Source organism: Leptospira borgpetersenii serovar Javanica (assembly GCF_003046425.1).
Lineage (GTDB): Bacteria > Spirochaetota > Leptospiria > Leptospirales > Leptospiraceae > Leptospira > Leptospira borgpetersenii.
Genome location: NZ_QAJG01000032.1, coordinates 1 through 12249, shown reverse-complemented (window position 1 = coordinate 12249; position 12249 = coordinate 1). Strand labels below are relative to the sequence as shown.

Annotated in this window: 7 protein-coding genes and 1 pseudogene; all 8 read left to right on the top strand. The window is 40.8% G+C overall.

The features are described 5' to 3' along the window. Positions 1 to 124 precede the first annotated feature (124 nt). The 8 genes and pseudogenes from CLV95_RS19535 to CLV95_RS16775 all read left to right on the top strand — a co-directional run bounded on the left by CLV95_RS19535 (position 125) and on the right by CLV95_RS16775 (position 11861). The gene (locus tag CLV95_RS19535) at positions 125 to 688 is read left to right on the top strand and encodes a tetratricopeptide repeat protein (RefSeq protein WP_002737794.1); all 564 of its coding nucleotides are present in this window, start codon (positions 125 to 127) and stop codon (positions 686 to 688) included. Then, positions 685 to 1335 carry a hypothetical protein gene (locus tag CLV95_RS19530; RefSeq protein ID WP_002728813.1) on the top strand — a complete coding sequence of 217 codons (651 nt, stop codon included), beginning with the start codon at positions 685 to 687 and terminating at the stop codon, positions 1333 to 1335. The genes CLV95_RS19535 and CLV95_RS19530 overlap by 4 nt, the downstream gene beginning before the upstream one ends. Beyond that, positions 1325 to 1987, top strand: coding sequence for a tetratricopeptide repeat protein (locus CLV95_RS16800; RefSeq protein WP_002732873.1), 663 nt, complete (start codon positions 1325 to 1327; stop codon positions 1985 to 1987). Before CLV95_RS19530 ends, CLV95_RS16800 begins: the two co-directional genes overlap by 11 nt. Continuing rightward, complete coding sequence (locus CLV95_RS16795) at positions 1984 to 3561, top strand: Ig-like domain-containing domain (protein ID WP_002732875.1); 1578 nt, start codon at positions 1984 to 1986, stop codon at positions 3559 to 3561. Before CLV95_RS16800 ends, CLV95_RS16795 begins: the two co-directional genes overlap by 4 nt. A 17-nt stretch (positions 3562 to 3578) precedes the next feature. Next, positions 3579 to 5183, top strand: a complete 1605-nt coding sequence (locus CLV95_RS16790) for an Ig-like domain-containing domain (protein WP_002732883.1) — start codon at positions 3579 to 3581, stop codon at positions 5181 to 5183. Between the two features lie 27 nt (positions 5184 to 5210). Beyond that, a pseudogene (locus CLV95_RS16785) lies at positions 5211 to 8269 on the top strand (efflux RND transporter permease subunit). 6 nt (positions 8270 to 8275) lie between these two features. Then, positions 8276 to 11476 carry an efflux RND transporter permease subunit gene (locus CLV95_RS16780; RefSeq protein WP_002732854.1) on the top strand — a complete coding sequence of 1067 codons (3201 nt, stop codon included), beginning with the start codon at positions 8276 to 8278 and terminating at the stop codon, positions 11474 to 11476. 16 nt (positions 11477 to 11492) lie between these two features. Further along, positions 11493 to 11861 (top strand): hypothetical protein, encoded by a 369-nt coding sequence (locus tag CLV95_RS16775; RefSeq protein WP_002732857.1) that lies wholly within the window; start codon positions 11493 to 11495, stop codon positions 11859 to 11861. Positions 11862 to 12249 lie beyond the last annotated feature (388 nt).

The following is a 12249-nucleotide window of genomic DNA, read 5'->3' as shown; positions in this document are numbered from 1 at the left end:
ACATGTGGCGTTAAAATGCAAGAAATAGAAATCAATAAGAATAAAATGTTATATTAGAATCTAAAAGATTGACATTTTTTCCATTAAATCGGTTACCTGTTTTATTTAGGAAGTACATAGAAAAGTGAAAAATAAAAGTTATGCGGTCTTTTTTTGTTTTTTTTTATTTTCCATATCGATTCTAAACGATTGTTCCAAGCGGAAGGAGAAAGAACTATTGAATGACGCAGAAAAACAAAACGCGCTTGGAATCGGCGCCTTACAATTGAATGATCTCGAAAAAGCGGAAAAACATTTCAAGGAAGCGCATCGTTTGAATCCTAAAGACCCGAATTACGCGAACAACGTAGGTGTAGCACTGATTCCACGAGATCGATTCGAACAAGCGATAATCTATTTTTCAAAATCGGTTGAAATCGATCCCAATTTCCAAAGGGGTTATTTTAACCTGGGTGTCGCTTATCAAAATCTCCAAAAAAATACGGAAGCGTTGCATTATTACGAAAAGGCAGCCGCAATTCCGGCAACTATGCCCGAGATTTATTTTAATTTAGGTATTATCAATACTCGATTGAATAGAAAGGCGGAAGCAAAAAAAAATTACGAGATCTTCATCCGGAAAGCGCCTCCTCAATTCGGGCAGCAAATCAAAGACGCATATCTAAAAATCAAAGAATTGGGTGTTTGAAAATGAAAAAGATCATTTGGATATCATTCTGTTCCATCCTACTATCCTGCAAAGGTTCGATCGATTTGGAAAAATTCGCATCGGCACAAACCGCTGAAAGAAAGGGAACTCCAGCACTGTTTTATTTAAACGAATCCGAATTTTCCGCAAAAAATTTCAGGAAAGAATTTTTTTTCGAAAGAAAACATATTGCCGGGAAATTCGAACCAGTTACGCCCTCGGAAATAGAAGCGGAACTTCAAAGATACATCGAAGAGACGATCATTTTAAACGAAGCGATCGCCAAAGCCGATCTCAATTCAGCCGAAACTCAAAAGTATCTATGGCCTTTTATCCGTAAAGCGATCATTTCCTATTATCTATCCAAAGAATCCGGAGAATTCGAAATCGCCGAAAACTCGAACGAAGTGGAAGTTTCCGACGAATTGATTGAGCGATACTACTCTCAAAATAAGGAACTTCTAAAAGAGAAAAATCCTACGGAACTCAAAAAGAAACTCAGAAACACCGCCATTCTAATTAAGATTCAAGAAAGGTTAACACTGTCCCAAGAAAAAAAGAAAATCATATTAGGAAAGATGAGACAGAACAACAAAGTCCGCATCATTCAAAAAGAAGTATTTACGAAAGATTTATATGAAAAATAATTTTGAAGGAATCACCAAGGATCTGAAAATCAAATCGATAATGCGACTTAAAAAACAAGCGCATCACGACTCGATTTTATTCTTTATAGCTTCCATTTCTCTTATCGTCGCTTTAAACACGTGTAACAAGGATGAACAATCCAAATTGGAAACCTTTCAAAAAGGAAAAAAGGAATACACTTCCCGAAATTTAGAGAAGGCCGCCGACTTTTTTCGACAAGTCGCTTCGGAGGATAAAGAATTTTTACCGGCTCAAATTATGTTAGGTAAGAGTCTCTTTTTCTTGGGAAAAATGGAGGAATCGGAGGAAATATTTCAAAAAGGATTAACTCGCTTCCCGGGAAACTCGACGATTCGATTTTGGATAGCAAGGATCCACATGTTGCAGGAAGGCAAGACGAAAGAAGCGAAGCAGGAACTTGAATACATTTTAGAAACGGAAGAAACTTTTTTCGATGCACACTATTATTTGGCGAAAATATATGAAAAAGAAGGGATGTTGAAGGAGGCTTTGATTGAATACAACCGCGCCAAGATGATCAAAATCGGTTTTGATAAAATCCATAGAGATCTGGGTAAACTATACGATGCTGCAGGTTTACACGAAAAAGCGGCTTTAGAAAAAGGCCTACTTTTCGAAAAAGCAGAATGAAAAAATCAATACAGTATTTTATAATATTATTATGTTTCTACTGCAACGCCGATATCGACCAATTGGGGGATAAACTGAAATATCTCGGTCTTGCAAATAGCGGAGAGTTCGAGGCACCGACCGTCCTTCTGATTACACCAATCTCCGAAGCCAAAAGAGTTTCCGTTAACGAAGAGGTATCCGTTCTTTTTTCTCAACCAATGGATAAAAATTCGGTCGAAACCGGAATTACAATTGGAGCCGTTTCCGGAGACAGCTCGGTTCGATACATTTGGACCTCCGATATACTTCTTAAAATCATTCCTAAGTCGCATTTTACCGCCGGCAGAAGATATGAAATCAGACTCAACCGTAATGTCGTTAAGGACTTGCGTGGAAATTTTTTAGCTAAAAATTTTCTTTCCATTTTTTATACAACCGGATTCGGGCCTCAGCCGTTTATTACGGAATCGAACCCTCCAGTCGCCAACCAGATCGTATATGGATTCGGCGTGAATTCCAATCCCTATGTACAATTTTCCGAACCGATGGATCGAATCAAAACGGCGGAAGCCGTTTCGGTTACCGGCGGCCCTGCGATTTACGTAAAAGAGTGGAATGAGGATTCGACTCGTCTCACTCTATCTCTGACAAAAAGCCTGGACCTTTCCACAACATATACTCTCAAAATATTAAAATCCGCCGAGAACGCTTCCGGAAACGTCCTAGATAAGGACTACTCCATTTTATTTTATACCGGAATCGCATCCTTAAATCCTTATATTCAAGACATCGGAATGAGTGTTCCGAGTACACCTTGGCCGGTCTTACAACCCGTTCCTTCCACCAATCCGTTGATCAACGGAGTTTCAAAAAATAGTTTTTTGACGATCACTTTTTCAAAGCCGATGGATCAATCAAAAACTCAAAATGCCATTCAGTTCACTCCTCCCATAACAGGCCAATTCACTTGGATATCCCAAAGTTTGCTTCAATTTACCCCGACCGATAAATTGACCCAAGGAGCGACTTATAGACTGGCGATCAACTCGACCGCTACGGATACGGGAAATATGCCGCTGGAAAATTCCTATATTGTGGATTTTAAAGTGGATAATGTAGCCGATAGTCTTCCTGTAACGATAACCGGAATCAACAATTTTTCTGTCACTGCATTGTGTGCACCGATTGCGGATGGGAATGCGAACGCCCCCGTAATTCCCGCAAACCTTTCCACAGTATATAAGATATCAGTAATATCGACCGCATGCACTTTGGAAGATTACGTATTTAGACTGAATTTCGCAACGGCAGGTAACGTTCCTCTTCAAAGTTTGGGGGACAATGATATTTATAACCAGGTTTCCGTTTCGTATTTTTCGGGCGGCCCGGGTGTGGGGTCTCCGAGTATTTATTATAAAAACTACAATTGTGGTCCATCCTGTTCCATCGCGGGATCATTCGAATTCGGCGTTAAAAACGTACCGACGGGAACCCAATATAAATTCCGATTGAAAGGCGGTTCGGGGGGAGTCAGGGATATCAACGACAACTATCTCACAAACGATATTATATTCCTCTTTGAAAGGCAATGAAAACACACAAGTCAAACATGAGTCGTAAAAAATCAAAGGATTCGAAACACACCTCTTCAACGTTCGTTGAAATTTCATATCGGATATCCGCGATTTGTGTCCTATGTTTTTTTATCGGATGTAGTCAGTTAATAGACAACGGAAAAGGGCCTTTGAGTTTAATTCCCGGTTTATCCGTATTTTCAGACGGAGAATCTCCGAGAGTGATCGGAAGCTGGCCATTGAACGACCAAACAATCGCCGATCCAAAAGCGGCTCTTTCCATCTCCTTTTCTAAAGAGATGAATCAGACGTTTACGGAATCCGCTCTTTCCCTAAAAAGTTCGCAAAATACCATCGCGGGAAGTTATTCCTGGTTGGGTTCAACGCTGCATTTTCAACCCACCGTCTCTCTTACGGATCCTGGAATTTATACTCTCACCGTTTCCAAATCCCAGGCGGAAGATAAACAAGGCAAAAACTTAGAACAAGATTTTATACTGAAATTCAATTATAACGCGGACACGATCGAACCAACGTTAGTCGATAGTTCTCCTTCGAACGGAGCCATCGGAATTACTTCAGACACTCATTTACTTCTCAGATTTTCCAAGCCAATGAACGTAAATCTGGTTCTTACCGAAATTACCGCAAATCCTTCCTTAACCTTCAATCTTCCCGCGACTATCATATCTCCGGATAGAACAACGTTTGAATTCATACCGATTCAACCTTTGACTTTCGGTACCACTTACAACGTCACAATCCCCAATACCATCAAAGACAGTATAGGAAATCCGCTTTTGCAGACGTATCGAATCGGATTTACCGTCGGTTCCGATTTTGTACAACCCACTCTGACGAACATTAGATCCACTACGAATACCGGAAACTTTGTATTGAATGAATTCGCAATCATCGGAGGTTTCGAAAAGACCGACGATTTTATGATCGATTTTTCGGAACCCGTATTACCTTCCAGCTTATTGACGGGAATCACATTCAGCCCTTCGATAACGTTTACCATCATCGAAAATTCGGGAGGAGCTAATACCAGTTTTATTATACGTCCGAATTCGAATTTATCGATCAATCAAATATACCAGATACAGGTGACCAATTCCGTCAAAGACGTTCAAGGAAATAGTCTGAATAAAACGTTCACTTATAATACTCAAGTGAACGGTCCTAGAAGTAAGTATCTTTTCGTACAGAATATCTATCTGAGCAACACGCATTCTCTCGCAAATCGATTGTTAGACGGTGTAATCAATTCGCTTCAGCACGACGGTGGTATAGGTCCTACGTATAATTATTCTGCGGGAGGCACGAAAGCGTTTTACGTAGCCTTTTGCAGGGACGATTTTCGGTCGAACACTTGTTCCGAAGTCGATTTGAATATGGTATTGTCTTCTGTACAATTTTCGGTGAACTTCGACTTCGGACCCAATTCTGGAAATCCTTATCTGCTTCTACCTCAGGTAGGAGCAGCGCCTAACATCTATAAAACTTCCATCTTCGGACTCACGGAATCTCCGAACTCTTACATTTTTACGATAAAAGGCGGACCGGACGGAGCTAAAGATTTGTACGGAAATTATCTGGAACAGGATTATTCCGTCAGATTTTCCGTTTCCCCTTAAAGTTGATTTCAAAATGAGATTTTGTCCGTGATTGAATTTTTCCTAAGAAGAAAGGTAACGACATTAGTCGTATTCTTCTTACTCGTTCTGTTCGGATACGTAGGACTGACAAAATTAAAGATGGAACTCCTTCCGGATGTGAGTTTTCCATCTCTCACGATCGTAACGGTTTACAACAACGTGGCTCCGACGGAAATCGAATCTCTAGTGACCAAACCCATTGAGGAAATCCTTTCTTCCGTAGGAGGTGTCGACAGAATTTTATCCGAATCGATCGAGGGAATATCCATCGTAACGGTAAGATTTCGATGGGGAACCGAAATAGACCAAGCATTGATTCAAGTCAGGGAAAAATTGGATTTGGTCAAAGGTTCACTGCCTCAGGACGTAAAAAAATCCATCGTAATTCGTTTCGATCCGAATAGCGCTCCCATCATGCAGATTGCAGTCAAAACAAACGGCATTGATTTGAAGGACGTTCGACTATTTTTACGCAAGAACGTAATTCCGTATTTCGAGCGCGTAGACAGTGTAGCAGCCATCTCATTATCCGGAGGATTTGAAAGGCAAATTCAGGTCAACGTAGACAAAGGAAGATTAGAAGCTCATAATATACGAATTCAAGATTTGGTCAATCAAATCGATTCCAGCAATTTCGGATTTCCTGCCGGTAACGTAAGGGAAGGAGATAAGGAAATATTAGTGCGAACCGATGGACTTTTCCCTTCGGTCAACTCCATTGAGGATACGGTAGTCGGGGTTACAAAGGCCGGAGTTCCCATTTATCTCGGAACCGTAGGTGATGTAAAAGACACTTTCAAAGAAAGAACCAGCATAAGCGGCTTAATGGACGAGGAATGTATTTCTATGATTCTAAAAAAGGAATCCGGAAAAAATACGGTATCGGTTGCGTCCGACTTGAGGGATTTAATCGGAGAGCTGAACGAAAAATTCGGGGACAAGATCCGTTTTCAGATCATATCGGATCAATCCATATTGATCGAAGACTCCATCGCTTCCGTTGCCTGGGCCGGGATCCTCGCGGTGATCATCTGTTATTGTGTATTGAGTTTTTTTTAGGAAACATCCGAGAACCGATCGTCGTCATCAGCGCGGTGCCCATTTCCGTCATGGCAACTTTTTTGATGATGTTCGGGTTCGGTCTTACGATCAATACGATGTCGCTAGGCGGATTAGCTATCGGCGTTGGAATGGTCGTCGATTCCGCAACGGTCGTTTTAGAATCGGTAGCTTCTAAAAAGAAAACGATCTCGGATCCGATTCAAGCGAGTATCGAGGGAACAAAAGAGGTATTCGGATCCATCCTAGGATCAACGATCACGAGCGTCGTCGTATTTCTGCCAATCCTATTCGTTGAAGGTATCGCCGCCGAAATTTTCGGAGAGTTCGCATTAACGATTTCGTTTTCGCTGATCTCCTCGCTTTTTACCTCGGCAACGCTTGTACCCGTTTTAACTCAATACGATTTCTTTTCGAAGGAAATAGGAACGTTTCCAAAAATAATCGAAATTCGCAGAGAAAAAATCCTTTCCACAATCAGGAACTCTTTCGCGTCTATAGCGGTCTTTTTCATCCGAAGGAAAACTTTCGCCGTATACGTAGGGTTAGGTGCCGTACTTGTAGCAGGTTTGTTTTTCATCGTGATTCCGAAAGAAATGTTGACCGAGATCGATCAGGGAGAATTCTACATCGATATCGTTTCACCGGAAGGATCCAATCTAAATTATACAAAAAAAGTCGTAGATACGATCACGAAAAAACTCACTCAAGATAAAACAGTTGAAATCGCATTTTCAAGAATCGGATACGAGGAAAAGGATATCATATTGAATCCAAAAGGGGACTTCGGTTTAAATCGAGCCTCAATCTTCGTCAAACTCTCCGGTAAAAACAAAGCCGAGAAGTTTTTAATCGGATTTTCGAGGGAACTACCCGAGATAGAAAAAAATTTTCATTCTAAAATCGGGACTCGAATGGCCGGTAGCGTGTTAGGCGGTATTTTCGGTTCCGGCGGTGGAGGAATCTCCGTTGAAATTTCGGGGCAAGACTTAAATCTCATCCGTAAAATCGCGAGCGAAGTCGAAAACGAATTGGTCTCCACGAACGAAACAATTTCCGTTTCCTCGTCGGCTCGGGAAGAAACTCCCCAATTAAAAGTGGAATTGGACCGAGAAAAGATGGCCTACTTTGACTTAAGCGTGGAGGATATAGCGACCACACTTAAAACATCCATCAAAGGGGATATCGCCACAAGATTTAGAGAAAACGATTTCGAATACGACGTATTAGTTCGATTTCGATCGGCGGATAGACTTGGATTCGATTCATTACGCGAAATTCCGATTCGTTTACCGAGCGGAAAAAACGTCTTCCTAGACGCAGTAGCGGAAGTATCACAAACAAAAACCCTACGTAAAATTATGCGGTTAGAGGGAAAAAGAATCGCGATCGTATCCGCTGTTCCTAAGGAATCGGCGGAAATCATAGAACAAAAGATTTCTGAGATCATTACACGTTTTGAAAAAGATAAGGACATCTCCGTTCTTCCAGGCGAAATTACGAAGGAAACGAACAAATCCTTCGAAGCCTTGGCCTGGGCAGGTGTTTTCGCATTAATTTTAGTCTACATGACCTTAGCGTCTCAGTTTGAAAATTTAATTTTACCGTTAGTCGTGATGGTATCAATCGTGATGGTGGGATCCGGTTCCCTGATGTTCTTAATATCCTCGGGCAATTCATTGAATATAGTTTCAGGAATGGGAATGGTCATGTTAAGCGGGCTAGTAGTCAACAATGCGATCATTCTAATAGAGTTTTTCACCTTAGCCGACAAGGGGAAAAATGTTGAAGAAACGGTATATGACACTATCTACCGGAGAATCGACACCATCCTTAACACTACTCTGACTACGGTTTTAGGACTTTTGCCGGCAGCGCTTGCAATCGGCGGAGAATCTCCTCAAGAACCGATGGCCTTAGCAGTGTTAGGTGGCTTAACGGCTTCCACTATTTTTACCGTAGTCATCATACCGGCGGCTTATTTTTCGATCGTAAAACGGAAATAGGTATAAATGGATTCTTTAATCGGTCTATTATACAGAAGACATATAACGACGTTTATGCTGTTTGTAGCGGTCGGGATTTTCGGATTGATTTCCATTCCAAGGCTGCCTATTTCGTTAATGCCTCCATCCAATTCGCCGGCTATTACCATACTGACTCGATATCCCGGAATTTCACCCAGTAAAATCGAAGAAATCATAACGAAACCGATAGAAGAACAAATTTCCGGCGTAGGCGGAATCGAAGATATACTATCTTCTTCCGAAGAAGGGGAATCAAGAATCAACGTCATATTCAAACCCGGCACTAAAATCTCGTATCGTTCCCTCGAAGTACGTTCTAAAATCGATCTCATACGGGGTAACTTTCCAAGAGAAGTGGAAGAACCCGCCATTCTTAGATACGATCCTACCAACAAACCGATTTTCATCGTAAAACTCGAATCCGAAAGATACAAATTGAAGGAACTGAGAGAATTCGGCGAAAACAAATATAAAAAGAAGTTCGAAAGAATCGATGGGGTAAGTGAAATTCACGTCGGAGGTGGATTTCAAAGAGAGATAAACATAGATATAGACAAAGGTAAGTTACTGCAGACCGGAGTCGGGTTAGAAGAAGTCTTATCCAAGATCAGAACTGCAAACGTAGACGTTCCCGCCGGAAATTTATTGATCGGAGACAACTATATCAACATTCGGGTGATCGGTAAGTTGATTCAAATTAAAGAGATCGGAAAAATACCGATTACGGTCGGCAAATCGGAACAAATTGTTTACTTATCAGATATATCGAATGTGAAGGACGGATTCAAAGAAAAGGAAGATATAGCAAGAGACGCAGGTAAAGAAGTCGTATCCATTTACGTTCAAAAAGCCGGTGATGCAAATTCACTAGCGTTATGTGAAGAGCTCCGAAAGGAACTTTCCTCGATTCATATAGAAGGAATTCAGCAAAGTATCAACTATGATCAATCTCAGACAATCAAAACGGCCATCGCAAAAGTTGCGGATTCCGCTATTTCGGGAGGTATAATCGCAGTCGTCGTTTTGTTTCTTTTTTTACGGAACTTCTACGCTACAATTCTCGTATCCGTATCAATCCCGCTTTCGATCATTTCAACATTCGGGTTGATGTACTTTTTCAACGTAGGAATCAACGTTATCTCCCTTTGCGGATTGGCTTTAGGCGTAGGAATGCTTGTGGATTGTTCGGTAGTGGTTATCGACCGTATATTTTTTGTACACCAGGAAAACGGATTCGTAGAGGATGGTATTTTAAAAGCCTCTTCCAGATTATCGAAGGAATTGTTCGCGTCCGTTTTGACGAGCATTGCCGTTTTTTTTCCGATCTTTTTCAGTTCCCGGGAGTTACGGGATCTCTACGGAGGCCTGGCGATTACCGTTTCTGCGTCTTTGGTCACCTCTCTAATCGTATCCCTGACTTTTTTGCCTACTCTTGCCAAATTTATTTTAACGAAAGAGAGTCGATTTCAAACCCTCGTTCCACCGCAGTATGTTCTTAGGTATATTTCGAAAATGAAATCTTATATTGAAGTCGGAACGTACTATAAGATCTTATCTTGGCTCCGGAATAAAATTTTGCGGCGCCATCAAACGAACTTAAATCCTGAATCTCCGGATCCACATGAGCTTCTCCAATTTGATTTAATAAAATCTTTGAAGTTTCTACTCAAACACTATAAAAAAACCGCTCTATACTCCACGGCGATCATCGTAGTTTGTTTTTGCCTCTCTTATTTTTTGAAGCAGGAATACATTGATCCGACCGATTCCAACGAAATCAGCGCTTCGTTGGAAGTAGAAACGGGAACCCACCTTGATGCGACTGATTTGATCACCAAGAGCGTGGAAAGAGTAATCGAAAATAATCCAAACGTGGAAAAAGTATCCTCCAAAGTTGAAAAATGGCATTCGGATCTGATGATAAAGTTAAAACCCGCCTCTTCCCGGAAAGGCAAATCAGCCAATGACGTTATAACCGAGTTAAAAAAGGAAACAGACGAGTTAAAGAACGCATTTGTATTTTATACCGAATCCGGTGCCGGAGAAGGATCAAAGGAAATCGATATTGAAATTATAGGAGACGAAGCCGAAACGATCAAAGAGTTGGCCAGAGAGTCTGCAAAAGAAGTAGGAGGGATACCCGGAATTCAGCAGGTTGCCCTTCGCTTCAAGGAAGGAAAAGATCAAATCACTTTTTCGATCGATAAAGTGAAGGCCTCACAATCCGGATTATTACCTAATCAAATCGCAAACTTTATGAAAACTGCATATACGGGCTCTATTCCCACTAAATTTTACGATAAAGATAAGGAGATCGACATTCGAGTCCGATTTTCCGAAGAAGACAGAAAAGGTCCGGAGTCGGTTTTTGGAGTTGCAATTTCCTCCTCTCAATCGGAAAAAATCGCGAAAACACCCTTGATTGAACTTAGTTCGATCAAAAAGGAAAAAGCAGAATCCAGGATTTATAGAAAAAACAAACGAAGAACTTATGGACTCACGGCTAAGTTAGGCGATATCGATACCGGTTCAGCCGTTATCAAAATTGAAACCGCTTTAAAGAAAATTTCTTTCCCGGAAAATTATCATTACGAAATGACCGGAAATTACAAAAAACTGAAAGAAAGTAAAACCGAAATGTTCAATCTAATCATCCTGGCCTTCATCATAATCGTTTGCATTTTATCATCTTTATTCGAGTCCTTTTTACTTCCGTTTCTAATCATACTCACCATTCCATTCTCGGCAGCGGGGGTAATTTTAATTTTATTTGTGTGTCACATGTCCTTAAATATATCCGTATATATCGGTTTCGTTATGTTAGCCGGAATTACCGTAAACAATTCGATATTAATTGTGGAAACTTTTTTAGAAAAATTAAAATCAAATCAATATTACGAAATCGACGAATTATTAACCGAAGGAATCCGAGAGCGAATTCGTCCGATTCTGATCACAACCATAACCACGGTCCTGGGACTACTTCCATCCGTCTTAGATTCAGGAGAAGGAAGTCAACTGTGGAGACCCCTTGCCGTTACGGTAGTCGCAGGATTGTCCATTTCTACGGCTCTTACGATATTTTTATTTCCCGCATTTTTTAAAATCGCGGTTCCTTATCTTCTGGAAGATCATAAAAGTATTCCTCTGCAAAATAAAATCAAAAAACGTTCGAAGAAAATATAAAGGAGATCCAAAAACGATGGGACCCACGAATATATGTTTTGAAGACGAATACATTAGGGAGAATTTATATTCTGGAAAAAGAATTCCAATCTTTCTCAGAAATCATATTAGGGATTGCGATCGCTGCCAGGAGAAAGTGAAAATGTTTCATTTTGAAAATCTCATTCCAAAAAGCTCATTCGGAAAAGATTTCACAAAAGTGATAACCTCATGGAAAATCGGCCTTTCAGACGATTTCCCAAACAACCAGGATATTTTTCCAAATTCCAATCATGCCTATGATACGATGCTATTCCAATTCGTGTACAAACACAGACTCTGGATTTATATAATCGGCTACCTTTCCGTGATAATTGCATTTTCATACTACTGGTTCTTGTTGTAGGCCGAGAGGATTTGATTTCGCCAGTTTGATCTTTACTTTCGATATTACTTAACGTGAATTCTATATAAGAAAGCTCGGTTCAGCCTTTGCAAACAAAGGCCGGCTCCAGTCAATCAATTGCATGAAAGAAACACAATGCAGGGCTTTCCTATGGGTCGCTCTGCAGGGCCCTGTTTCACGGAGGATTGTCGGAGTTCCGACGGATTTCTTCAGATCCAAGTAATTGTAGGAGATAGAGAGTGTTATGCTTCGAGTTCAGAGAGCGATCAATCTATCGAGCGACCCGTAGGGAGCCATAACGTTACCCACAAATATCGGAAAGAATTAGATTTTTAAATGAACTTCTCCAAAATAGTAAAGGGACGTATAATGGATGCTAAACATTGGA

What these genes read in the sequence shown, in the direction of transcription:
- CLV95_RS16780 (WP_002732854.1), top strand. Translation starts at nt 8,276, where the DNA reads ATGGATTCTTTAATCGGTCTATTATACAGAAGACATATAACGACGTTT.
- CLV95_RS16775 (WP_002732857.1), top strand. Translation starts at nt 11,493, where the DNA reads ATGGGACCCACGAATATATGTTTTGAAGACGAATACATTAGGGAGAAT.
- CLV95_RS16790 (WP_002732883.1), top strand. Translation starts at nt 3,579, where the DNA reads ATGAGTCGTAAAAAATCAAAGGATTCGAAACACACCTCTTCAACGTTC.
- CLV95_RS16795 (WP_002732875.1), top strand. Translation starts at nt 1,984, where the DNA reads ATGAAAAAATCAATACAGTATTTTATAATATTATTATGTTTCTACTGC.
- CLV95_RS16800 (WP_002732873.1), top strand. Translation starts at nt 1,325, where the DNA reads ATGAAAAATAATTTTGAAGGAATCACCAAGGATCTGAAAATCAAATCG.